At 48.3% G+C, this 25647-nt stretch carries 24 protein-coding genes and 2 other annotated features; all 24 genes read left to right on the top strand.

Annotated features, from left to right (window positions below):
• Positions 1-225 precede the first annotated feature (225 nt).
• Positions 226-1239: a porphobilinogen synthase gene (hemB, locus tag ACDE64_RS18275; protein WP_411347784.1), complete on the top strand. Its 1014-nt coding sequence runs from the start codon at positions 226-228 to the stop codon at positions 1237-1239.
• Between the two features lie 77 nt (positions 1240-1316).
• On the top strand, positions 1317-2618 hold the full coding sequence (gene hemL, locus ACDE64_RS18270) for a glutamate-1-semialdehyde 2,1-aminomutase (protein ID WP_411347783.1): 1302 nt from the start codon (positions 1317-1319) through the stop codon (positions 2616-2618).
• Between the two features lie 15 nt (positions 2619-2633).
• The gene (locus ACDE64_RS18265; RefSeq protein WP_411347782.1) at positions 2634-3641 is read left to right on the top strand and encodes an RluA family pseudouridine synthase; all 1008 of its coding nucleotides are present in this window, start codon (positions 2634-2636) and stop codon (positions 3639-3641) included.
• Positions 3642-3762: 121 nt separating this feature from the next.
• Positions 3763-4066, top strand: a binding site (T-box leader).
• Positions 4067-4147: 81 nt separating this feature from the next.
• The gene (locus ACDE64_RS18260) at positions 4148-6817 is read left to right on the top strand and encodes a valine--tRNA ligase (protein WP_411347781.1); all 2670 of its coding nucleotides are present in this window, start codon (positions 4148-4150) and stop codon (positions 6815-6817) included.
• An 11-nt stretch (positions 6818-6828) separates the two neighbouring features.
• On the top strand, positions 6829-8205 hold the full coding sequence (locus tag ACDE64_RS18255) for a bifunctional folylpolyglutamate synthase/dihydrofolate synthase (protein WP_411347780.1): 1377 nt from the start codon (positions 6829-6831) through the stop codon (positions 8203-8205).
• A 6-nt stretch (positions 8206-8211) separates the two neighbouring features.
• Entirely contained in the window at positions 8212-9600 is a 1389-nt protein-coding gene (murC, locus tag ACDE64_RS18250) for a UDP-N-acetylmuramate--L-alanine ligase (protein WP_411347779.1), read from the top strand.
• A 182-nt stretch (positions 9601-9782) separates the two neighbouring features.
• A complete protein-coding gene (locus tag ACDE64_RS18245) occupies positions 9783-10025 on the top strand; it encodes a DUF4321 domain-containing protein (RefSeq protein WP_411343516.1) in 243 nt (80 codons plus the stop codon).
• 50 nt (positions 10026-10075) lie between these two features.
• Positions 10076-10687: a Maf family protein gene (locus ACDE64_RS18240; RefSeq protein ID WP_411347778.1), complete on the top strand. Its 612-nt coding sequence runs from the start codon at positions 10076-10078 to the stop codon at positions 10685-10687.
• Between the two features lie 27 nt (positions 10688-10714).
• Positions 10715-11404, top strand: coding sequence for a RadC family protein (radC, locus tag ACDE64_RS18235; RefSeq protein WP_411343514.1), 690 nt, complete (start codon positions 10715-10717; stop codon positions 11402-11404).
• A 39-nt stretch (positions 11405-11443) separates the two neighbouring features.
• The gene (locus ACDE64_RS18230) at positions 11444-12478 is read left to right on the top strand and encodes a rod shape-determining protein (protein WP_411343513.1); all 1035 of its coding nucleotides are present in this window, start codon (positions 11444-11446) and stop codon (positions 12476-12478) included.
• 60 nt (positions 12479-12538) lie between these two features.
• Complete coding sequence (gene mreC, locus ACDE64_RS18225) at positions 12539-13411, top strand: rod shape-determining protein MreC (protein WP_411343512.1); 873 nt, start codon at positions 12539-12541, stop codon at positions 13409-13411.
• Positions 13411-13941, top strand: a complete 531-nt coding sequence (gene mreD / locus ACDE64_RS18220; protein ID WP_411343511.1) for a rod shape-determining protein MreD — start codon at positions 13411-13413, stop codon at positions 13939-13941. The genes mreC and mreD overlap by 1 nt, the downstream gene beginning before the upstream one ends.
• A 114-nt stretch (positions 13942-14055) precedes the next feature.
• Positions 14056-14730: a septum site-determining protein MinC gene (locus ACDE64_RS18215; RefSeq protein ID WP_411343510.1), complete on the top strand. Its 675-nt coding sequence runs from the start codon at positions 14056-14058 to the stop codon at positions 14728-14730.
• A 3-nt stretch (positions 14731-14733) separates the two neighbouring features.
• Positions 14734-15528 carry a septum site-determining protein MinD gene (gene minD / locus ACDE64_RS18210; RefSeq protein WP_411343509.1) on the top strand — a complete coding sequence of 265 codons (795 nt, stop codon included), beginning with the start codon at positions 14734-14736 and terminating at the stop codon, positions 15526-15528.
• Positions 15529-15534: 6 nt separating this feature from the next.
• The gene (locus ACDE64_RS18205) at positions 15535-16677 is read left to right on the top strand and encodes an FtsW/RodA/SpoVE family cell cycle protein (RefSeq protein ID WP_411347777.1); all 1143 of its coding nucleotides are present in this window, start codon (positions 15535-15537) and stop codon (positions 16675-16677) included.
• Positions 16678-16959: 282 nt separating this feature from the next.
• Positions 16960-18207: an Rne/Rng family ribonuclease gene (locus ACDE64_RS18200; RefSeq protein ID WP_411347776.1), complete on the top strand. Its 1248-nt coding sequence runs from the start codon at positions 16960-16962 to the stop codon at positions 18205-18207.
• A 54-nt stretch (positions 18208-18261) separates the two neighbouring features.
• Positions 18262-18341, top strand: a sequence feature (ribosomal protein L21 leader region).
• 13 nt (positions 18342-18354) lie between these two features.
• Positions 18355-18666 carry a 50S ribosomal protein L21 gene (gene rplU, locus ACDE64_RS18195; RefSeq protein WP_411343506.1) on the top strand — a complete coding sequence of 104 codons (312 nt, stop codon included), beginning with the start codon at positions 18355-18357 and terminating at the stop codon, positions 18664-18666.
• Positions 18667-18679: 13 nt separating this feature from the next.
• Positions 18680-19015: a ribosomal-processing cysteine protease Prp gene (locus ACDE64_RS18190; RefSeq protein ID WP_411343505.1), complete on the top strand. Its 336-nt coding sequence runs from the start codon at positions 18680-18682 to the stop codon at positions 19013-19015.
• A gap of 17 nt (positions 19016-19032) precedes the next feature.
• Positions 19033-19344 carry a 50S ribosomal protein L27 gene (gene rpmA, locus ACDE64_RS18185; RefSeq protein WP_188777152.1) on the top strand — a complete coding sequence of 104 codons (312 nt, stop codon included), beginning with the start codon at positions 19033-19035 and terminating at the stop codon, positions 19342-19344.
• A 243-nt stretch (positions 19345-19587) separates the two neighbouring features.
• Positions 19588-20382, top strand: coding sequence for a Spo0B domain-containing protein (locus ACDE64_RS18180; protein WP_411347775.1), 795 nt, complete (start codon positions 19588-19590; stop codon positions 20380-20382).
• A 21-nt stretch (positions 20383-20403) separates the two neighbouring features.
• Positions 20404-21714, top strand: coding sequence for a GTPase ObgE (gene obgE / locus ACDE64_RS18175; RefSeq protein WP_411343503.1), 1311 nt, complete (start codon positions 20404-20406; stop codon positions 21712-21714).
• 392 nt (positions 21715-22106) lie between these two features.
• Positions 22107-23345, top strand: coding sequence for a DUF418 domain-containing protein (locus ACDE64_RS18170; RefSeq protein ID WP_411347774.1), 1239 nt, complete (start codon positions 22107-22109; stop codon positions 23343-23345).
• A gap of 365 nt (positions 23346-23710) precedes the next feature.
• On the top strand, positions 23711-24148 hold the full coding sequence (locus ACDE64_RS18165; protein ID WP_367062841.1) for an ACT domain-containing protein: 438 nt from the start codon (positions 23711-23713) through the stop codon (positions 24146-24148).
• A 112-nt stretch (positions 24149-24260) separates the two neighbouring features.
• Positions 24261-25550, top strand: coding sequence for a homoserine dehydrogenase (locus ACDE64_RS18160; protein WP_411347773.1), 1290 nt, complete (start codon positions 24261-24263; stop codon positions 25548-25550).
• Positions 25551-25647: the final 97 nt, after the last annotated feature.

Raw genomic sequence — 25647 nt, 5'->3', positions numbered from 1 at the left:
GATAGCATAGTGCATGACGGTATCACCGCATCCTATGTTATGGATGTCAGAAACTTATATTCAGCATTACCCCCGTTGATCGACATGATCATATGCCGACCATTGCATCAGCAGGTCGGCTTTGTATGTTTGAGCGGTTGAATACGGACACAGATCATGCACAGGATATGATAAAACAGAGCATGAGCAACCATATAAAATGAGTGTATAGGAGGAAATATAGTTATGAGTCAACCATTTACACGTCACCGTCGTTTACGTAAAACGCCTGCCATCCGAGGTATGGTACGCGAAACACAGCTGCACAAAAACGATTTTATCCAACCGGTATTTGTAACCTATGGTACGGATGTAAAACAGGAAATCTCCTCAATGCCGGGTGTATTTAACTTCTCGCTGGATCGTCTTGGCGAAGAGGTACAGGAGATCGTTGATCTAGGTATTCCATCCGTCATCGTGTTCGGTGTGCCAGAAGCAGAAGCCAAAGACAGCACAGGTACGGGCGCATATTCTGATCAAGGCATTGTGCAACAGGCGATTCGTATGATCAAACAGCAGCATCCACAGCTGGTCGTGATCGCCGATACGTGTCTGTGCGAATTTACCGATCATGGGCATTGCGGTGTTGTGCATACGCACGAGCATGATGGACATATTCATGCCGATGTAGACAACGATGAATCGCTGGCACTGCTGGCGCAAACCGCCGTATCACAGGCGCAAGCGGGTGCAGACATTATCGCACCGTCCAACATGATGGACGGCTTTGTATATGCGATTCGTGAAGCGCTGGATGAAGCAGGCTTCCACGATATTCCGATTATGTCGTATGCGGTCAAATACGCGTCGGCATTTTATGGTCCATTCCGTGAAGCTGCACAATCGGCACCGCAATTCGGCGACCGTAAATCGTATCAAATGGACCCTGCCAATGTACGTGAAGCACTGCGCGAAGCAGAAAGCGACGTACAGGAAGGTGCTGATATGCTGATGGTAAAACCTTCACTGGCGTATATGGACGTACTGCGCGCTGTCCGTGAGAACTTCGATCTACCGCTGGTCGCTTATAACGTAAGCGGGGAATACGCCATGGTCAAAGCCGCTGCTCAGCAGGGCTGGATCGATGAGCGTGGTATCGTAACTGAGATGATGCTTGGCTTTAAACGTGCCGGTGCCGATATGATTATCACCTATTTCTCCAAAGATGTTGTGCGCTGGTTGCGCGAGGACTGGGCATAAGTTCAGTGGAAAGATGAATAGAAAACGTGTAAACAGGTGCATTTGTGTGTAAACCATGTTATGGAGGTGCTTGATCAATGAATCAAACCAATTCTGTACGTCGTGATGAGCGTTCTCGTGAAGCATTTGAGGAAGCCAAGCAGTATATTCCGGGTGGTGTGAACAGCCCGGTACGTGCATTTAAAACGGTCGGTCTGACTCCGGTCTATGCTGAGCGCGGCGAAGGTTCGCGTCTGTATGATATCGATGGCAATTCATTCATCGACTATGTCGGTTCGTGGGGTCCGCTCATTATGGGACATGCCCATCCGAAGGTCATTCAAGCGTTACACGAAACGGCAGTCAAAGGTACTAGCTTTGGCGCGCCAACTGAGATTGAGACAAAGATGGCAAAGCTGGTTGTAGAGCGCGTCCCTTCAATCGACATTGTACGCATGGTCAATTCTGGTACAGAGGCGACGATGAGTGCGATTCGTCTGGCACGCGGCTATACGAAGCGCAATAAAATTTTGAAATTCGAAGGTTCTTATCATGGTCACGGCGATAGTCTGCTGATCAAAGCTGGTTCGGGTGTAGCGACACTCGGTTTGCCGGACAGTCCCGGTGTACCGGAGTCTATCGCTTCCAATACAATCACTGTTCCGTACAACGATCTGGACGCGGTGAAACTGGCATTTGAGCGCTTTGGCGAAGATATTGCGTGTATTATTGTAGAGCCTGTTGCAGGCAACATGGGCGTTGTACCACCGCAGGAAGGCTTTTTGCAAGGGCTACGTGATGTGACGACCCAATACGGCGCATTGCTTATTTTCGACGAGGTGATGACTGGTTTCCGTGTGCATATGAACAGTGCGCAGGGACGCTTCGGTGTCACACCTGATCTAACCTGTCTCGGAAAAGTGATTGGTGGCGGTTTGCCAGTCGGCGCTTATGGTGGCAAACGCGAGATTATGGAACAGATCGCGCCAACTGGTCCGATTTATCAAGCAGGTACGCTGAGCGGCAATCCGTTGGCAATGGCGGCGGGATATACCACGCTGAGCCTGCTGACACCGGAAGTATATGATCGTCTGGAAAAGGTATCTGCACGCTTGCAGGAGGGCTTTGAAGCCAATGCGCGTGAAGCTGGTATTCCGCTCACGATCAATCGCGTCGGTTCGATGGTTTGTCCATTCCTGACCGAAGGTCCGGTTACTAACTATGACACAGCAAAAGTCAGCGATATGGATCGGTTTAAACGTTATTTTGGCGGTATGCTGAATCAGGGCATCAGCGTAGCACCATCGCCATTTGAAGGCATGTTCGTTTCTGGCGTGCACAGCGATGAAGATATTGAGCAGACGATCGCCGCACATCGCGACGTGATGAAGTCCTTGTAATAGGACTGCTCATATATGGATGATTTTTTGCAACATAAACGTTCTACCGCTGATCATTCTGGCGGTATGATTGATCCGCTCACATCAGGTGCAGCGGATCATCCTGTTTCTGCGGTTGCCCGCCCGGAAGCGAGCCGGAATGGAGAATGGTTAGATGTGACGCCCGGTACAGAGCTGGATTTGCAGCAGACAGAGCAGCGTCATCGTCGGATGATGGAATGGCTGGGGCATCATTTTCCGGTCAAATTATTAGGGAGATTGCACTCACGCGGCGAGATCAAGGTGGATGGTGATATGATCACATTGCGGCTGTTTCCAGATAGCGAATATGGATTTACTCCGGATCATCATCATTTGCCTGATGTACTGTTTGAAGATGATTACGTGCTGGTTGTGCACAAGCCTGCCGGTGTAGCTGTTCATCCATCAGATGCACAGGATCAGCGCCGGACGTTAGCAGGTGCCGTGGCTGCTTATTTTGAACATAGCCATCAGCACTGTGCAGTACGTCATGTGCATCGATTGGACGACGATACGACAGGGCCTGTTTTATACGCCAAAAATGAATTTGCCTTGATGCTGCTAGATGAGCAGATGCGCGACAAGGATATCGGTCGCCGCTATGTCGCGCTAGTACAGGGAAAGGTGGATCGACGTCTGCGTGTGATCGACGAGCCGATTGGTAAGGATCGCCATCATAAGCAGCGCCGCCGTGTTTCGCCGGGTGGTCAATCAGCGGTCACGCATGTGGAGCTGATCCATGCGGCGTCATCTGCCAGTCTGGTGCGTTTGACGCTGGAAACAGGACGTACTCACCAGATCCGCGTGCATATGAGTGATGCTGGTCATCCGCTTGTTGGCGATACGTTATATGGTGGCAAACCGGGCATATTGTCGCGTCAGGCATTGCATGGCGAGCAACTGGAATTTGTGCATCCATGGACAGGGGAAACGATCGTAGTCCAGGATCGCTGGCCGGACGATTTTAAGCAGGCAGCGCAGAAGCTCGGATTGCTGTCATAACAGGATGCAACATACAGGCTGACACCGCGCCAATCGTGCGGATGTTAGCTTTTTTTATTGACTTTCCTACGTGCACAAGTTATGATAATCAACGAAATATTTTCACGAAAGCAACACCATAATACAGACTGTGAACGGAAATAGTAGACATGATCGACCTAAAGAGAGTAGAGCTGCTGCGCTGAGAGGTTCTACAGGATACGGGATGTCGAAGTCGTCCGGGAGTCGTTTATTTGAATACCGTATGTGCTTGATTGTCATTCAAGTACTAGCCATTGTTGCAGCGGGACTAGAATAAACCGGTAGCAGCCGTTATCTGTCTTCGAGTGTCGTTATCTGAGGTGCATTTCTGAATGGAAATCACAAAGCAATACAGGTAACGAAACAAAGGTGGTACCACGAGAGCAAAGCCTTTCGTCCTTTGAGACGAAGGGCTTTTTTTATTTTCCGGCATAGTTGTACATGCCGCCTGTTCTGATATTGATGATGAAGATGGAGGGATCTGCATGACAGAACCAAACACTAACCCGGCAACGACCGAGATGCCAACAACCTATGACCCCAAATCGGCCGAGCGCAAATGGTACGACTATTGGATGAACAATGATTATTTCAAAGCGGGTCAGCGCCCGGATGCGCAACCCTATACGATTGTCATTCCACCGCCTAACGTAACCGGTATGCTGCATATCGGTCACGCACTGGACTTTACTCTGCAAGATATCATGATCCGTACCAAACGGATGCAAGGATACGATGCACTATGGTTGCCAGGCTCTGACCACGCTGGTATCGCGACGCAAACCAAAGTAGAGCAAAATCTGCGCGCCGAAGGCATTACCCGTCATGATCTTGGTCGTGAGAAATTCGTGGATAAAGTATGGGAATGGAAAGATAAATACGCTCAAACGATTCACGAACAATGGGCGAAAATGGGCTTCTCCCTTGACTATTCCCGCGAACGCTTCACGTTGGACGAAGGATTGTCCAAAGCGGTTCGCCAAGTGTTTGTAACCCTGTATGAAAAAGACCTCATCTATCGCGGCAAACGCATTATCAACTGGGACCCGCAGGCTCGTACTGCTCTGTCCGATATCGAGGTTGAATACAAAGAGGTAAACGGTCATCTGTACCATCTGCAATACCCGCTCGAAGACGGCAGTGGTTTCCTTACCGTGGCGACAACGCGCCCTGAAACGATGCTAGGTGATACGGCGGTTGCTGTTCATCCGAAGGATGAGCGCTACAAAGATATGATCGGCAAAATGCTGATTCTGCCAATCGTAAACCGCGCCATTCCGGTAATTGCCGACGATTACGTAGATCGCGAATTTGGTAGCGGTGCGGTAAAAATCACCCCTGCCCACGATCCGAACGACTTTGAAATGGGTCAACGTCATGATCTGCCACAGATCGTTGTAATGGACGAAGGCGGCATCATGAACGAGAACGCTGATCAATATCAAGGCATGGATCGCAGTGACGCGCGCAAGCAGATCGTCAAAGATTTGCAAGAAGCAGGCGTACTGATCAACATCGAAGATCACGTACATCAAGTAGGGCACAGTGAGCGTACGGGCGCTGTTGTTGAGCCGTATCTGTCCACGCAATGGTTTGTAAAAATGAAGCCTCTTGCAGACGCTGCTATCGAAGCACAAAAAAGCGGCAACGGCACGAACTTCGTACCGGATCGTTTTGAGAAAACGTATCTGAACTGGATCGAAAATGTACGCGACTGGTGTATTTCCCGTCAGCTGTGGTGGGGACATCGCATCCCGGCATGGTACTGTGAAGAAACAGGCGAGATCATCGTATCCGCTGAAGATCCAAGCGGTTTGCCAGAGCATGCAGGCAAAACGCTGCGTCAGGACGAAGACGTACTCGATACGTGGTTCAGCTCCGCGCTATGGCCATTCTCTACACTCGGCTGGCCGGATCAAACGGACGATCTGAAGCGTTACTACCCGACCGATCTGCTCGTAACGGGCTATGACATTATCTACTTCTGGGTTGCTCGTATGATCTTCACCGCACTTGAATTTACCGATGAGATTCCGTTCAAAGATGTACTCATGCACGGGCTTGTACGTGCTTCCGACGGACAGAAAATGTCCAAATCGCTTGGTAATGGCGTGGACCCGCTGGACGTGATCGAGCAATACGGCGCAGATGCAATGCGTTACATGATCTCCACTAGCAGCACACCGGGACAAGATTTGCGTTTCCGTTGGGAACGTGTGGAACAAGCGCGTAACTTTGCTAACAAAATCTGGAACGCCTCCCGTTTTGCATTGATGAATATGGAAGGCTTTACCTTTGAAGAAATCGATCTGACTGGTAAACTCAGCACAGCTGATCGCTGGATTTTGCATCGCCTGAACGAAACATCTCGCGATATTACGCGTCTAATTGATTCGTACGAGTTTGGCGAAACCGGACGTCTGCTGTACAACTTCATCTGGGATGATCTGTGCGACTGGTATATCGAGATTGCCAAGCTGTCGCTGTACGGCGAAGATGCCGCTGCCAAGAAAACGACGCAATCGGTACTGGCTTACGTACTGGATCGTACGATGCGCATGATCCATCCATTCATGCCGTTCATTTCCGAAGAAATCTGGCAGCATCTGCCGCATGAAGGAGATACGATCACACTTGCCGCTTGGCCGACCTTCGACCCAGCTCTGGAAAATAAAGCAGCTGAGGAAGAAATGACGCTGCTGATCGACATCATCCGTTCTGTACGTAATATCCGTGCCGAAGTGAACGTACCGATGAGCAAAAAGATCGAATTGCTCGTAAAAGCGAACGATAGCAAAACGCTGGATATTATCCAATCGAATGCGCATTATATTCAACGCTTCTGTAACACGTCCGAGTATGAAGCAGGTCTTGATCTGGCAGCACCGGACAAAGCGATGAGTACCGTAGTAACTGGCGCAGAACTGTATCTGCCGTTAGCAGGGCTGCTGGATATCGCGCAAGAAATCGCCCGTCTGGAAAAAGAAGTGGCGACGCTGAACAGCGAAGTAGAGCGCGTAGAGAAGAAGCTGTCCAATCAAGGCTTCGTATCCAAAGCACCGGCAAAAGTGATCGAGGAAGAACGCGCCAAACAGGCTGACTATTCCGACAAACGCGACAAGGTTCTTGCCCGTATTGCCGAACTGAAAGGTTAAGGGTGATATCGATGGAATATGAATCCGCGGAGGGGCAGTCAGCCCCTCTACATACGTATGAGCAGGCGGTAGAATGGATTAACGGTCTGATTCCGTTTGGCATTCGCCCTGGGCTGAAACGGATTGAAATGTTGATGGAGTTGCTGGAACATCCGCATCGACGACTGAAATTTGTTCATGTCGCTGGTACGAATGGCAAAGGCAGCACTTGCGCCTTTTTGACGAATGTGCTGATCAACTGCGGGTATGATGTGGGAACTTTTACATCGCCGTACATTACGAAATTCACCAATCGGTTTCAATACAACAACGAGGATATTCCAGAGGAGACGCTGCTCAAGCTCTCTAACCGGCTGTATCCGTTAGTGCAGCAAATCGCCGCTACCGAGTTGGGTTCGCCAACGATGTTTGAAGTATCGACGGCGCTGGCGATTCTGTATTATGCACAGGAATGTTATCCTGATGTCGTCGTTTGGGAAACAGGATTGGGCGGACGGATGGATGTAACGAATATTGTGAATCCGGTCGTATCAGTGATCACCAATGTAGGCTATGACCATACCGATATTTTGGGAGATACACTGGAGCAGATTGCTGGGGAAAAGGCAGGCATTATCAAACCCGGCGTCCCGGTCGTTACGAGTGTGGATCAACCGGAAGTGATTCAGGTGATGACAGCACGCGCAGAGCAATGCCGCAGCCGCATGTATTTGGCAGGACGCGACTATACCGCTGAACGAACAGGCGGCGATGAAGCCAGCCAACAATTTCATTTCCAAGGCATTTTCCGTGAATTGGATATCGAAATTGGGATGCAGGGCGAGCACCAGTGCACCAACGCCGGTTTGGCGATGATGACGCTGGAAGTGCTGCGTCAGTATATGGCATTCGTGCTAGATGATGAACCGCTGCTGGAAGGCTTCCGCCATACCTTTTGGGCAGGTCGTCTGGAGACGGTGCTGACGAATCCGCGAATCGTACTGGACGGTGCGCATAATCCCGAAGGTGCGGCATCGCTCGTCAAGAGCATTCCGCAAACGTATACGTATAACAAACTGCATTTCCTCGCTGGAATGCTTGAAAATAAACAGCATGAACCGGTTTTCCGCCATCTGCTGTCCATTGCGGATACGCTGATTTTGACCGAGCCGGATTTCCGTCGCAAAATGCTAGCGGAACATCTGTTAGAGCTGGTACAGCGTCTGCAACAGGAGATGGGCAGAACCGACGTACAGGTTATTGTGGAAAAAGACTGGAAGCAGGCAATCCAGCTGCTACAGTCGCAGACAGAACGGGAAGATCTTGGGGTCGTGACCGGAACGCTGTATTTAATTTCAGATGTAAGAGCGACTCTTTTGCATCAAACCGATTCTGAAAAGGGCTGGTGAGACAGGATGAACAAGACAGAACAACATATATATTTTATTGGGATTGGCGGCTACGGCATGAGTGCTATCGCCAAAGTCCTGCTTGAAATGGGATATAAAGTAACCGGTTCGGACGTAGCGATGAGCGCGCTGGCGCAAAAGCTACAAGACCAAGGAGCAGACATTCATATCGGTCATGCACCGGAAAAAGTGCATGGTGCCGATCTGTTGGTCTATTCCTCGGCAGTATCGCAAGATGATGTAGAACTGGTAGAAGCGCGCAAGCTGGAGATTCCAGTATTGCACCGCTCCGAAATGCTGGCGCGTCTGCTCAATGAGCGCAAAGGCATCGCCGTTGCCGGTGCACACGGCAAAACAACGACTTCGTCAATGATCGCGCTCGTTATGGAAGAGTGCGAAGCCGATCCGACATACATTATCGGTGGCGAGATCGTTAATCTAGGTACGAACGCCAAAGCAGGCAAAAGCGAGTATGTAGTCGCCGAAGCCGATGAGAGCGACGGTACCTTTTTGCAATACCATCCGGCCATTGCTGTTGTTACGAATATCGAAGCCGATCATCTGGAAAATTACGATGGCGACTTTGCCAATATCAAAGCAGCCTACGTGCAATTTCTGAGCCAGCTGCGTTCAGGCGGCAAGGCGATTATCAATGCCGATGACGAGAATATCCGTGAGTTGTTGCCAAGCATTCAAGGTGATACCGTTACGTTCGGTATCGACCAACCAGCAGACTACACAGCGAGCGACATTCAACCGGGCGATCGTAAAATCTCCTTTGTTATGAGCTACCAAGGCGAGAAGCTGGGCACGGTGCAATTGTCCGTACCGGGACTGCATAATGTGTACAATGCGATGGCAACACTGATTGCCTGTGTAGAAACGGGACTGTCGTTTACGGCCGCCGCAGCCGCCATCGTTCGTTTCCAAGGAGCAAAGCGTCGCTTCCAAGTGATCGGCGAATCTAACGACATTCTGATTGTGGACGATTACGCTCACCATCCGACCGAGATCGAAGCTACCCTGAAGGCAGCGCGCGCTACTGGCAAGAAGATCATTGCCATTTTCCAGCCGCAGCGCTATTCACGTACGTACTTTCTGCTGGATGAATTCAGCCGTGCATTTGGCGAAGCGGACGAAGTTATCATCACTGACATCTATGCACCCGCAGGCGAAAAACAGATCGAAGGCGTAAACTCCGCAGCTCTTGTCGATCTGATCATCAAACACAGCAATGACAGCGCACGTTATGTCGCTGATAAGGACGACGTTGTCAACGAATTGTCCTCTTCTATGCAGCCGGGCGACCTGATCATTACGATGGGTGCAGGTGACATTTGGAAAGTATCCAAAGCGCTGGCAGAACAGCTGACTTCCACACAAACCGGTCACTGATCTGTTGATGCAGCGCGGCTCAATACCGCCGCTGTCGCAGCATTTGCGAAAAAGACTGTCATGCGGCAGTCTTTTTTCACTGTACAGCATCTCAAAATCACTCACTTTCTTTTTTGTTTGTATTGCTGCTGGAATCAACGTATAATAATGTGGTGTCAAATTAAAGGCAGGGGAATATCAGTATGAAAAAGAACGCTGGAACACTGATTTTATTTTTACTGCTGGGCTGGCTCATCGGCTCGTGGATCGCTACATTGCTTGAACCGGTAGCGGTATTGTCTTTTCTGACAAAATCGACGACGATTGACTGGTCTCCCAGTGCGAATTTGAACATTATCCGCTATACGATTGAGCTTCATTTCAAAATGAGTCTGCTTAGCCTGATTGGAGTCGTAGCTGCAATCTGGTTATATCGCAAACTTTAAGTACTCACTGATGAATGACAATGAATATGGATAAGGAGAGGGCCTTTCTTATGGGTAGAGAACATTCACGTCACACGATTGTACTGGCGTCCGCTTCTCCACGGAGAAAGGAATTGATGACCTCTTTACAGCTTCAATTTGAAATTTTGCCAAGCGATGCCGACGAGACGGTACCGCAGGAATGGACACCAGAACAGGTAGTTACTGAGTTGTCGCTACGCAAGGCGCAAGCCGTACGTGAACAAGCGCTCAGCCAATGGCACGATGCGCTGATCATTGGTAGCGATACGATTGTAGTATTGGACGGCGTCATTTTTGGCAAGCCCCGTGATGAGGCGGAAGCGGAACGTATGCTGCAATCTCTGCAAGGACGCAGTCATAATGTGTATACCGGTATTGTGTGTATCGATGCGGCCAGTGGTCGTACATTGAGTCAATACAGCCGGACTGTCGTACATATGAAGCCGCTCATGGCGGAACGCATTCAGTCTTACGTACGCAGCGGAGAGCCTGCTGACAAGGCGGGCGCTTACGCGATTCAGGGTCTCGGCTCCACCTTGGTGGATCGAATCGAAGGTTGTTATTTTACCGTTGTTGGATTGCCTGTGCCATTGCTAAGCGATATGCTGGAGCAATTCGGCATTTCGGTGTTTGAGTCTTGATTTCGTTAGAGAAAAGGGGACACCATCATGGAGGCGCCACAATATCTGTTGCGTGATATTCCTCATGAGGATCGTCCGCGCGAGCGGATGATGAATTATGGGGCAGAGGCGCTCAGCCATGCCGAGTTGCTGGCAATTTTGCTGCGTACCGGTACACGGGACGAATCTGCCATTCATCTGGCAACCCGTATTTTGAAGCAGGTGGGTAATATCCGCCAGCTCGTTGATTTGAGTATTGAAGAATTGACAGAGATTCGTGGCATCGGCACCGCCAAAGCGATTCAGATCAAAGCCGGTATCGAATTAGGTCGTCGCATTACGCGGACGAGCCGAGATGAGGCAATCGCGATTCGCAGTCCAAAGGACGCAGCCGATCTGCTTATGGAGCAGATGCGTTATTTGCAAAAAGAACATTTTGTATGTCTGTTTCTCAATACGAAGAATCAGATTATTTCCCAGGAAACGTTATCGATGGGCAGTCTGAACGCGTCCATCGTGCATCCGCGTGAAGTATTCCGCGCTGCGATCAAATGCAGCAGTGCGTCGGTCATCTGTGCCCATAACCATCCGAGCGGCGATCCAACGCCAAGCCCGGAAGATATCTCGCTCACGCGCAGATTGGTAGAAGCGGGTCATTTGATCGGAATCGAAGTGCTGGATCATGTCGTGATCGGGGATACACGATTCGTAAGTTTGAAGGAACAGGGTCTGATGTAATATAATAGTCGAGATTCAGAGGAAAGGGAGTTAAAAGTTATGTTTGGGAGCTTTACGAAAGATCTGGGCATTGACCTAGGAACAGCGAATACACTGGTATATGTAAGAGGAAAAGGCATTGTCGTGAGAGAACCTTCTGTCGTGGCAATCCGTACCGATACGAATACAATCGAGGCTGTCGGTGAATCCGCCAAAAAAATGATCGGTCGTACACCGGGTAATATCCGTGCGATTCGTCCGATGAAAGACGGCGTTATCGCCGATTTTGACACGACGGCAACGATGATCAAATACTTTATCCGTCAGGCGCAAAAGCAGCGCTCCATGTTCCCGCAGCATCCAAACGTGATGGTTTGTGTACCATCCGGTATTACCGCTGTTGAACAACGTGCAGTTGAAGATGCAACCAAACAAGCAGGTGCGCGTGAGGCGTACACGATTGAAGAGCCATTTGCAGCAGCGATTGGTGCTGACCTTCCCGTTTGGGAACCGACAGGCAGTATGGTCGTTGATATCGGTGGCGGTACAACCGAAGTAGCTGTCATTTCGCTTGGTGGTATCGTAACAAGCCGTTCCGTACGTGTAGCTGGTGATGAAATGGACGAAGCGATTATCCAGTACATCAAACGTCAGTACAACCTGATGATCGGTGAGCGCACATCGGAACAACTGAAAATGGATATCGGTTCCGCGATTCCATTTGAAAAAGTAGAAACGATGGAAATCCGTGGTCGTGACCTCGTAACCGGTCTGCCAAAAACACTGACCATCACATCCGACGAAATTTCCGAAGCGCTGTCCGATACGGTAAGTGCGATTGTGGAAGCGGTCAAAGTCACACTGGAAAAATGTCCGCCAGAACTGGCAGCTGACATTATGGATCGTGGCATCGTGTTGACCGGTGGTGGAGCACTGCTTCGCAACCTCGACAAACTGCTGGCTGGTGAAACAGGAATGCCAGTCATCGTTGCTGAGAACCCGCTGGATTGTGTTGCTATCGGTACAGGCAAAGCGCTGGAAAACATTCATCTGTTCAAAACACGCAGCAGCTCGGCCGTCCGTTCGAAACGTTAATTTACGGCCATTATGGTCAACCCCTTACCAGGGACAGAATAACCGTTAATTAAGAGGGTGTTGAAACTGTTTAAGCTGCTGGGTAACAAGAAACTGTTTATCCTGCTAGTAGGACTGATTCTCTTCATCGCGTTAATGGGATATACGTTGACCAACCGCAGTTCCATATCCTGGCCGGAGAAATTCGCCCGGGATACGGTCGGTTTTGTGCAAGGTGTATTTTACAAGCCCGCTTCTTACATAGCGGGCTTCTTTGAAGATATCGGCGATCTGGATAAATTGCACGAAGAAAACCAACAATTGAAAATTGTTGCTGCTCAGTACATGATGCAGCAGGCGAACTACAATAGTTTGGTACAAGAAAATGAACGCTACAAAGATCAGCTGAAGTTTACGCAAAACCAGCTGGCACAAAATGATTTTGATTTGCATATTGCCAATGTTACAAGTGTGGATAACGATGAGGATACAGGTACAGTCGTCATCGATCTAGGTAGCAAGGACGGCGTACGCAAAGACATGCCTGTCATTTCGATGCAAGGTATGGTCGGAATTGTGAGTCAGACGAGCAATTATCATGCGACTGTCAAACTGTTGACGACCCTTGATCCACTTGATCCGAACTCCAAAGCGATTGCAGCGACGGCAGTCGGCAAAGAGAACGAAACATTCGGTATGGTGGAGAGTTATGACAAAGCAACAGGCATGCTGACGATGACGCAGATCAAGGAAAACGATCCACTTGCCAAAGGCGATACGATCGTATCCTCTGGTAGTGGCGGTCTGTTCCCGAAAGGCATGATCATCGGTAAAGTAATCAGTCGTCAAGTCGGTGACTTCGGTCTGACTAACACGGCAACGATCGATCCATCCGCTGATTTCAAAGACTGGAAAGAAGTATTCGTAGTTTATACGAAGGAGACACAGGAATAATGGTGCGCCGCATCGTATTGCTGCTGCTGTTATTTCTCGTCTTCGTTTGGGAAAGCACCATCGTGCCATGGCTCATTCCTGATGCAATGCACGGCAGACTGATTCCACATCTGACGTATATTTTGATTTTGTTCGTATCGATTTATTATCATCGTCATACGGCATTGGCGCTTGGTCTGATTTTTGGACTGCTGCATGATGTCGTATTTTACGGAGATATGATTGGTGCATATTCGTTTGCGATGGGCTTGTCTGCATACGTGCTAGGTCTGCTGTTCCAGTCGCCACGCGCACCGTATCCGCTAATGATGACTGTTGTGCTGATCGGTAGCCTGCTGCTGGATCACCTGTTGTACGGAATCTATCTGGTGTTCGGACTGACGCGTGAACCTTACGCCTGGGCACTCGGGCATTATATTTTCCCAAACTTGCTGCTGCACTTTATCTTTGCGCTACTGATCTTTATTCCCGTACGTCGTCAACTGGAAAAGGTCGCCAAGCTGCGCAAACGTGCTGCCGAAGAGGAATGAATACGTCTCGTGTACACACATGTGGCGATACGTCGCAGGTGTGCTTAATTTACCGCTCAGGCAGGAATTCCCGCCATCAGCACGAACTGATAGTAGGGTGGGGGTGAACGATGAATGGCTGTAAGGGCTTCACGATTCGTAACGATAAAAGGGATTAAAGACGGATTAACATTCCAGTTTGACGATACATGTGATTTTGAAGATCTGGTTGCCGATTTGCGCTTCAAGCTGGAGCATACGCACCAGAACATTCTGACCGGACCGCTAGTGCATGTCGATATTCGTACTGGCGAGCGGCAGATGACCGAAGAACAGAAAGACACGCTGCTTGATATTTTGAGCCAGAAGGGCAATTTGCTTGTCCGTTCGTTTGAAGAACCTGTTGAAGTGGAACCGGAAGTCATTCCGTATGACCGTAACCGGGTGCACATCATAACCGGTATGGTTCGTTCCGGACAGGTTCTGCATCACGAAGGACCAGTGCTATTGCTTGGCGATGTGAACGCAGGTGGCACGATTATGAGTACCGATGATATTTATATTCTCGGAGCGCTGCGTGGTATGGCGCATGCCGGTATTAACGGCAATGAGGATGCGGTTATCGCGGCTTCATTTTTCTCGCCGACCCAATTGCGTATTGCCGAGCTGATCAGCCGTCCACCGGATGAGGGTGAAAACCGCGAATCTCATATGGAGTTTGCCTATTTGCAGGATGGCATTATGAAAATTGACAAGATGGCGAATATGGCCCGGCTTGGCCGGGATTTTAATGTGTTCAAAGGGGTGTAGTACATGGGAGAGGCTATTGTCGTCACTTCAGGGAAAGGCGGAGTTGGAAAGACAACCACTTCCGCAAATATAGGTACCGCGCTCGCGCTTCTCGGCAAAAAGGTCTGTCTGGTCGATACCGATATCGGTCTGCGCAATCTGGATGTCGTGATGGGCCTGGAAAACCGCATCATTTATGACCTGTGTGACGTAGCCGATGGTCGCTGCCGGCTCAACCAGGCGCTGGTCAAAGATAAACGTTTTGACGAGCTGTACATGCTGCCTGCCGCACAGACCAAAGACAAAAATGCCGTGTCGCCAGAGCAAGTGAAAGAAATCATCGAAGAACTCAAAAAGGATTTTGAATACATTTTGATCGATTGTCCAGCCGGTATTGAGCAAGGCTTCAAAAATGCTATTGCTGGTGCTGATCAGGCGATCGTCATGACCACACCGGAAAATGCATCCGTCCGCGATGCCGACCGCGTAATCGGTCTGTTGGAAAATTCACATATTGCTTCACCAAAGTTAATCGTGAACCGGATTCGCCATAGTATGGTTAAATCCGGCGATATGCTGGATATCGACGAAGTGCTGCAAGTGCTTAATATTGATCTGCTTGGTGTTGTACCCGATGACGAAATGGTCATCAAAGCCGCTAATTCAGGTGAACCGACCGTAATGAATCCTGACTCCAAAGCAGCTATTGCGTACCGTAATATTGCCCGCCGCATTTTGGGAGATACGGTTCCACTCATGCCCATGGATCAGAAAAAAAGTGCATTTTCTCGCTTTAAGAAGTTTTTTGGAATGGGTTGATGGATTTTGCTTAACAAGTTCAAAAAGCTGGACTGGGGGATTGTAACCCTGCTCGGCGTATTTATGGTGTTCAGTACATTGCTGGTGCGTAGTGCGATTGCACCGGACCCGAAATTTGCTGGGTACGACATACGTACAATCGTTTTCTACGGCATTGGTTTTGTGATTATGTTTGCTGTCAGTTTGTTTGATTACCGGATTCTGCTTCGCAAACACTGGTATCTGTACGCATTTGGTATCGTATCGCTGTTGCTGCTGTATCCATTTGGTGCTGAGATCAACGGCGCCAAGTCCTGGTACAATCTGCCGGGCTTCCAGATTCAGCCGGCGGAGATTGTGAAGATTGTTGTCGTGTTGACGACCGCGTATTTGCTCGGCAAACGGGAAGGGGATCCGTTGCGGTTTCGTACGGATTTGCTACCGACCGCGCTGGTCGTTTTTCTGCCGTTTGTTCTCGTGCTGATTCAGCCGGATCTGGGTAACGCCATCATTTATTTGATTATTCTGGTCGGCATGTTGTGGATTGGGAATACCAAATACACGCATGTCATTATCGGTTTGACAACGATTATTGGTGCACTTGTGCTTGTTATCGTGCTGTTTACGACCTTTAACCAGCAGATTCATGATTATCTGTATCAGAACAACAAATTTCACTGGTATGAGCGGATTAACACATTTATTGATCCGACGCAGGCATCTGATGATGCCAAGCATCAATCCAGCTATGCGAAGATCGCAGTCGGCTCCGGGGGGCTGTTCGGCGATGGATACATGCAGGGCCAGTTGAAAAACAACAAATTCGTTCCGTATCCGTATTCCGATTCGATCTTTGTCGTCATCGGCGAGGAGTTTGGCTTTATCGGTGCATCGGTACTGCTGCTGTTCTACTTTTTATTGATCTATCGAATGATACTCATCGCCTTGCAGTGTTATGACAGGCGGGGTTCCTATATTATTGTCGGCGTAGTCAGCATGTTCGTCTTTCAGATTTTTGAAAATGTCGGCATGATGATCGGTTTGATGCCGATTACCGGGATTACGCTTCCGTTTATCAGTTATGGCGGTACATCCCTGATCCTCAATATGTTCAGTATTGGTCTCGTATTGAGTATCAAAATTTATCAAGAAAAGTACGAAGTAGATTAAGAGAATACAGCTACAGAACAACCGGCATGGTCATCATGCCGGCTGTTTTGTTGTGCATCGATCCCGACATACTTATTCTATAATACGATGTAGCGCCAGTTTGAATATGAGCATCTCGAAGTGTCTATGTGTAGACAGTTCATCCGTCGAATATCGTTTTCATTGCAGGCATTCTCTACGCCCGTGTCTGCTGAAACATTTTGCCGAAACGCTGCGTCTAGGGGTAAAGGGCGTCTTTTGCATGTTGCCATCGCCCGAAACCAACAGAGGTGAAATATCCCGATGAAGCAAATGATAGTAAGCTGTGATCCGAAGGAAACGCGGATGGCGTTGCTTGATGAAGGCCAACTGGTTGAATTTGCTTCTGAGCGTTCAGCCGTCAAGGGAATTGCCGGCAACTTTTACAAAGGAAAAGTAATGAATGTGCTGCCCGGTATTCAGGCAGCCTTTGTGGATATTGGTCAGAAAAAGAATGGATTTTTGTATATTGATGATGTGCTGCATCCGCATATGGATAAGCAGCCTAGAGTAAAACCGAATATCGCTGATCTGCTGCATCCCGGTCAGGAATTGATTGTACAGGTGACTAAGGAGCCTTCCGGCAGCAAGGGTGCCAAGTTGACTACTCACTATTCGTTACCCGGTCGCTGGCTCGTTTATATGCCGTATGCTGATTACATCGCCGTCTCCAAAAAGGTGAGCACCGAGCAGGAACGGAACCGGCTACGACATCTTGGGGAGCGTCTGCGCGATAACGAAGAAGGGGTTATTCTTCGTACCGTTGCCGAGGGCGAGCAAGACGAAGCAATCGAAAACGATATGCTCAACCTGCGTCACATCTGGCATCGGATTGAAGCGGAAGCAGAACGTCAGCGTCCGCCAGCGGAGTTGCATCGCGATCTCGGCTTAGTGGAGCGAATGATCCGCGACGTATTTCATCCAGAAGCGGATCGTTTTATTACCGATGATCCACAATGCGCAGCTGTAGCGGAATCATTTTTGCAGCGTATATCATCTGCTGATATCCAGCCTGTGGTAGAGATCTACCGGGAACGTGAGCCAATCTTCGCCCATCTTGGAGTCGAGGAACGATTGCATCATGATTTTCAGCGTAAAATATGGTTGGAGGGCGGCAGTTATATTGTCTGGGATCAGACTGAGGCGTTGACTGTCATTGATGTCAATACAGGCAAATTCACCGGCGGTGCTACGCTGGAAGAAACAGTCACTCATACGAATATCCTAGCAGCACAATCTATTGCACGGTTGCTTCGCCTTCGCGATACCGGTGGAATTATTATTATTGACTTTATTGACATGGATCACGAATCAAGCCGCCATGCTGTTGTGGACGCACTGGAACAAGTATTGCTTCAGGATCGCACCAAAACGCATATCGTCGGCTGGACACGACTCGGGCTGCTGGAATTAACCCGCAAAAAGGCGCGTGAAGAAACGATCAGCTTTGCTTTTCAGACCTGTTCCGTCTGCCACGGCACCGGCAGAATTGCATCTTGGATTAAGGATTGATTTCTGTTTCACGCTGTGCTACAATCATTTGGTATGTGTCGGATATAACTCCCTCACATGCTGTAACCGCTCTGGTATGGTCCTAAGCTTATGCTTTGGCATAACACCTGAATCAGGCGAGTCTGAGACATGAGGAGGTGCAAGGAAATGTACGCAATTATCGAAACAGGTGGTAAACAATACAAAGTGCAAGAGGGCGACGTATTGTTCATCGAAAAGCTGGATGCTAATGACGGCGACAGCGTAACTTTTGACCGTGTTCTGGCTGTATCCAAAGAGAACGGTCTGACAACAGGTCTGCCACTGGTAGAAGGCGCTACTGTAACAGCGAAAGTTGAAAAACACGGTAAAGGCCAAAAGGTTGTAGTTTACAAATACAAACCGAAAAAGAACTACCACAAAAAACAAGGTCATCGCCAACCATATACTAAAGTGACTATCGAGAAAATCCAAGCATAAGAAGGTGCGGTAATTGATTATCGTGCGTATGGAACGGCATGAAGATGGTACAATTCATGGTTTTTCCTCTCGCGGTCATGCCGGCTATGCCGATCCAGGAGAAGATATTGTATGTGCAGCAGTATCTGCCATTACGGTAGGTACAGTGAACTCAATTGAAACTCTGACCGGTGTCGAAATGAAAGCAAAGATGAAAGACGGATTTTTGAGCGCCCGTTTACCGGATCTTCCGGAAGACAGCCCGCTCGACAAGATCCAATTGTTACTGGAATCCATGCAGGTCATGCTGGTTAGTATTGAAGAGTCTTACGGTGAGTATATCAAAATAAAGCAAGTCACATTAACGTAAAAAGGAGGTAGACAAACATGTTGAAGCTTAATTTGCAATTGTTCGCTTCCAAGAAGGGTGTAGGTTCCACAAAGAACGGTCGTGATTCCCACTCCAAACGTCTTGGTGCAAAACGTGCAGATGGTCAGTTCGTACTTGGTGGTAACATCCTGTATCGTCAACGCGGTACAAAAATTCACCCAGGCACAAACGTGGGCATCGGTAAAGACGATACACTGTTTGCAAAAGTTGACGGCGTCGTGAAATTCGAACGTTGGGGCCGCGACCGCAAAAAAGTGAGCGTCTACCCGGTTGACGTTGCTCCAGTAGCAGCAGCAATCGAACAATAATCCGGTCTTACGACAGGATGAATAAGCCTCCGGTACTGTTCGTGCCGGGGGCTTATTCTATTTTATGGAAGGCTTTTTGTGTGATTCCAGTTCGTATCGTTCCGATCCATCATCACAACACCTACAGCTTATCCATCGGTTCGCTAATTTTTTCCAGTCAATCGTTATTGGGTCGTTGGCGCAATGATGGTTTATGGTATACTTAATGTTGTTCAAAAGCCATGTAAGGATTGGAGAGAACCGATGAAGCATTTTGGCTGGCGTCCGGCTGTGCTTGCCGGAACGATCATTTTACCTTTGGTTGCAGCATACCGTATTCATACGATTCCGATATTCATTTTGCTTGGACTGTGGATTGCTGTCGTGTATATACTCAGTTTGAAAATGGTATACGGTGAGATGGAAGAACAACGCAGAATTGATCGCATCGCTTTTTCGTTACCGGACAAACAAAATGAGGATGTCTATGCAACAGCCATTGAAGCATTTAGTCACCATCGTCATGACTGGATGAATGATTTGCAGCTGTTATACGGATACATCCAGATGGGGAATCGGGAGCGATTGATTGAGAACATCGAGCGAATCAAGGAACAGATGGTAGCCGAGAGCCGCGTAGCCAAGCTTGGTGTCCCTGAGCTGGTTTTTTACTTGCAAACGTTTAAAGCGATTCAACGCGATATGCAGTTGGAACTGGAGATCGAAGATGGGATTTCCCTTGCCGCAGGGCTTACGCCACAGCAGTGTGAGGAATTGACCCGAGTCATGCAGCAGACGATCTCCGCGTATGCACAGCATGGAGGATCGTCCTGGGGTGAGTGCCCCACACTGCTCATTATGATTCGGAGCGAAGAACAGGAGCTTGAATGTATTTTCGAGCCTGATGAGAACTACCCCGATGCGGAAGGATTATGGCTGGATGTTCAATCGTCTGTACAATCAACAGGCATTGTTAGTTCCCGGCTGGAAGAAGACCCGGCATCCATTACACTGCACATTTCTCCACTGATTGCTTTGGAGAATCAGGAAGACAAGTAATTTGAAAATAGAGGTGCACACATGTTTGTAGATAAAGCGAAGATTTATGTAAAGGGCGGCGACGGAGGTAATGGTACAATCTCTTTCCGTCGTGAGAAATACGTGCCAAACGGAGGTCCTGCTGGCGGTGATGGCGGACGCGGTGGCGACGTTATTTTTCGTGTAGATGAAGGTTTGCGTACGCTGATGGACTTCCGTTACCAACGTCACTTTAAAGGCCAACGCGGCGAAAAAGGACGTACCAAAAACCAGCACGGTGCTGGCGCTGAAGATATGATCGTACGGATTCCACCGGGAACGATTATTATTGATGCAGATAGCGAAGAAATTCTGGCTGACCTGACGCGCCACAATCAGGAGATTGTCGTTGCCAAAGGCGGACGTGGTGGACGCGGAAATAGTCGTTTCTCTACACCAGCTAACCCGGCGCCTTATCTGGCGGAAAATGGGGAAGAAGGACAGGAACGCAATATTGTTCTGGAACTGAAAGTCATGGCAGATGTCGGTCTGGTCGGTTTCCCAAGTGTCGGCAAATCGACGCTGTTGTCGGTTGTATCCGCAGCTGAACCGAAGATCGGTGCATACCATTTTACAACTATTACACCGAATCTGGGCGTCGTTGCTGTTGGTGATGATCGTAGCTTCGTTATGGCGGATCTGCCGGGTCTGATCGAAGGCGCGCACGAAGGTATCGGTCTGGGACACGAGTTCCTACGTCACGTTGAACGTACACGCGTCATCATCCACGTTGTGGATGTATCCGGCTCAGAAGGTCGCGAACCGTTTGACGATTGGAAAAAGATCAATGAAGAATTGAAGCTGTACAACCCGGAGCTGGCAAACCGTCCACAAATCGTAGCAGCCAACAAAATGGATATGGAAGAAGCACAGGAGAATCTGCCGGAATTCACACGTCAGGTACAAGAAGCGCATCCTGATATCCAGATTATCCCGATCTCCTCGTTGACTCGTCAAGGGATTCAGGAGTTGCTGTACAAAGCAGCTGACCAACTGGATCAAATGCCAGAAGTCGTAGCAGTTGAGGAAGTTCAAGAAGTAGCAGAACGTAAAGTATATCGTCTCGAAAAAGAAGAGGACGATGGCTTTACAATCCACCGCGAGAACGATACCTTTGTTGTCGAGAGCAAAAAGATCGAAAATATCATGAAGCGCATGCAGCTGAATACGGAAGATGCGATTCTCAAGCTCGGTCGTACACTCCGTCATATGGGCGTCGACGACGAACTGCGTAAACGTGGAGCCAAAGACGGTACACCTGTACGCATTGGCGAGCTAGAATTCGAATTCGTTGAAGGCAGTAGCTACTATTAATCAACGTTTGATCAGATATTCATTCATACATTATGCAGCAGACCTTACGTTCGGGATCAAATGTCCGGAAGTAAGGTCTTTTTTGCCCGTTCCAACAGCCAATGATGACAAATATATACGCTACACCCAAATGAGCATAAACATTCCCCGTCCCCAATTCCTTTACATAGTTAAGCTCCTTCTATATTGCAACAACTATATGTATTCACACGGCATGTGTCCAAATACGGTTGCAAATGACAGAAATGTTCGTTTTACAATCTGATTCATAACAATATTGTGTTGAAATTGAAGTATTGCAGCAAACAATGCGGTGGCATATGCCAGTATGATAATAACGTCACATGAAAAAGCCGGGCTTGTTGTTATAGTTACCGGTCGGGGAGGATCATATGGGTGTATTCGTTTATCGGCAACCAACGCTGTCAGGCGATGGTGCACGAATTGAAGTATTGGATCAAATGCGTGGGGTAGCATTGCTATCTATCTTTTTATGTAACCTGGTTGCGCTGAGTGGAGCATCAGCCACAGACGGCACACCGGGAGGCTGGATGTATCTGCTCGTACATATTGTGCTGGGCGATAGCAGTCGTACCTTGTTTTCCTTTATGTTCGGGATGAGTATGCTGCTCATTTACGATAGTGCGCGGCGGCGAGATCGACAGCCATACTGGACATTACTACGCCGGATGCTAACGCTACTGCTCATCGGCAGTGTGCATCTGTATATGATCTGGAGCGGTGATATTTTGTTTATGTATGCACTGGATGGATTGATGCTGTTAGCATTTTTGTGGATGTCACCACTGCTTTTGCTGAGTACAGGTATTGTATTACTGCTATTAACATCATCAACATTGCAAGATTGGACGCCCGGTTTACAGGCATGGCTAAGTGAAAGGAATTGGCTTTCTTACGATCCATCGTCATGGCCGTTCTGGTTACTTTCTCAATTGTCTGGCAGCATGCCTTCCTTGCAACAATGGTATGAACATCCAAATTGGTTTTTAATGATGTCCGAATGGCAACTGGCGATTCAACATTTACCTTTTTTCCTATTCGGCATGTATGCGTATCGTAAAGGCATCTTTCAACAGATTGCTCGTTTTCCAGGTCGCTTTGCGATTGTAGGTGCTGTACTATTGCTTGTTGGATTGGCAGGCAAAATAGCCAATTCATTCGGCTATACTGCACCATGGGTATCGACAATTGCACAATTTTACCCTTTTGCCTATGTAGCTGTAACGATTAGCGCTATATTCTGTATTGTATGGATCGGCTATCGCGGAGGGTGGGCAAGTCGCGTTCTGTCCTTGTTTGGTCCGATTGGTCGAATGGCATTCAGTTGCTATTTGCTACAATCCCTTATCTATGTCTCTGTATTTACCGCTACAGGCGAAGGGGTGTTTGGTTATATTGGCTGGGTGGATGTAATGCCATATGGACGCATATTTGCAGGCTCCTTACTATTTTTCATCGCTCAGATGATCTTCGCTACGTATTGGTTAAAATATTTCAAATACGGTCCATTCGAATGGTTATGGCGAATCGGAACCAATTTGGAGATTCCATCATTTCGGCGTAATGATCGACATTCTGCTTCTTCAGCAGCACGGATACAACAGCAATGATCTAATTAGATCTAGTGAGATCCAGTGAATTGTCATCTTACTTCTCTAATCTATTGCTCGTTTGACTTCAAACCTTTCCTGTTTCTATCTCGGGAAAGGTTTTTGTTATATCGCTGTATGGAGCTGTCGTTTGAATCGTCCGAATCCTATAATACAGCTGTTCTCCTATCATATGGACAACTGTTGACGAATTATAGGTCACAGCTTTTCTTAGCTCTTGTGCACGAACTATCAATGCATCATAACAATCCTCTATCTTTTACAGCTCATGTAAGCCTTCTCATGGAAAAAGTGGTTGCCTGACATAGACGGTTACTTTATAATGTCCACTATATGAAAACACGAGTCTTTAAGGAGAGGACGTTGTGAAAGAGAAGTATTATCTTGTACGGGAAGACATTTTGCCGGAAGCTGTTTTGAAAACGATGCGTGTCAAGGAGCTGCTTGCTTCGGGTGATACACGCACGATTAACGAAGCGGTAGAGAAGGTAGGCTTGAGTCGGAGCGCATTTTACAAATACAAGGACGGCATTCATCCACTGAATCGACTCGAAAAAGATCGAATCATTACCGTATCCTTTGATCTGGATCATCGTTCCGGCATTTTGTCGCATGTGCTTGGACTGATGGCAGAATACGGCGGCAATGTACTGACAATTCATCAAAGCATTCCATTGCAAGGACGCGCGAATGTCGTTCTGTCAGTAGAGACGACACGTTTAACACAGGATTTGGATGTCATGATTGAAGATATGCAGAATGTTCCGGGTGTACGGCATATCCATATTATCGGTCAAGGGTGATCCAGACAATGGACATGCTGATCTGTCATAGAATTCATCTGCACTGTACTATCATCATACTAGTAGATCAGACTAGAGAGCATAACGAAAGTTCTAGGAGGAGGAGTACGACATGAAACCAGTAAAAGTTGGCTTGTTAGGATTAGGTACCGTCGGTACTGGAGTAGTGCGCATATTGGAGGGCAATCAACAGGATCTTAGTAGCCAGGTCGGTTCACCGATTATTATTGAAAAGATCGCTGTTCGCAGTGCAGACAAGGCGCGTAGCATCGAGATCGATCCATCCAAACTGACTATTGATCCGTGGGAAGTCATCCGTGATCCTGAGATTGATGTGATCGTCGAAGTGATGGGCGGCATCGATCAGACCAAATCGTACATTCTGGAAGCCCTGGAACGCGGCAAGCATGTCGTTACCGCGAACAAAGATCTGATGGCGCTGCACGGGTCTGAAATTCTGGCAAAGGCGCAGGAAAAGCAGTGCGATGTATTTTACGAGGCGAGTGTAGCGGGCGGAATTCCAATCATCCGTACATTGATCGAAGGCTTCTCTTCCGACCGAATTGTCAAAATCATGGGGATTGTGAACGGAACGACCAACTATATTTTGAGCAAAATGAGTCAGGAAGGTGTCTCTTATCAAGATGTGCTCAAAGAAGCGCAGGAATTGGGCTATGCCGAATCCGATCCGACCAGTGATGTTGAAGGATTGGATGCTGCACGCAAAATGGCAATTCTCGGCACGCTCGGGTTCCGTACGAATGTCGATCTGAGTGACGTTGAAGTGCAGGGCATTTCCTCGATTACACGCGAAGATATCGCGTATGCCAAAAACCTGGGCTATGAAATGAAGCTGCTTGGTATCGCCTCAAGCCAGAATGATCATATTACGATCAACGTACAGCCAACCATGGTGAAACAAACCCATCCGCTCGCTTCGGTCAATGGTGTATTCAACGCCGTATTCGTTCATGGCGAAGCGGTAGGGGAGACCATGTTCTATGGCGCCGGTGCTGGCGAATTGCCAACGGCTACTTCTATTGTTGCTGACCTAATTGCTGTGATCAAAAACCTGAAGCTGGGCGTTAACGGTCTCAAGGCGATTGTGCCATATAAGGAGAAGAAGCTGCTGGCAGATGAAGATGTCTTTTACAAAAACTTCATCTTGCTGCACGTCGATGATAAAGCAGGTGTACTTGCGCAGATTACTCAAGTATTTGCCGAATACGAAGTCAGCCTGGCATCGGTCGTTCAACAGCCAAGTGAGACAAATCCAGATGCGGAGATTGTAATTATTACTCACCGCGCGAGCAAAGCGAGCTTTAACAGAGTACTTCAGCATTTTGAAAAGTTGGACGTTATTCAACGGATCAAAAGCGTCTATCGCGTCGAAGATATTTAATACAACAGCAATGTTGTCTGTTTCCACATAACCAAATTTAAAAAATAGCCGGTCGACTGCTGTTGGCATACGTGCCTAACCTACCAGTCAAACCGGC

This window comes from Paenibacillus sp. WLX2291 (genome assembly GCF_046603665.1).
GTDB lineage: Bacteria > Bacillota > Bacilli > Paenibacillales > Paenibacillaceae > Saccharibacillus.
Note: the sequence above shows the minus strand (reverse complement) of the source record. Positions and strands in the feature narration are given on the sequence as shown.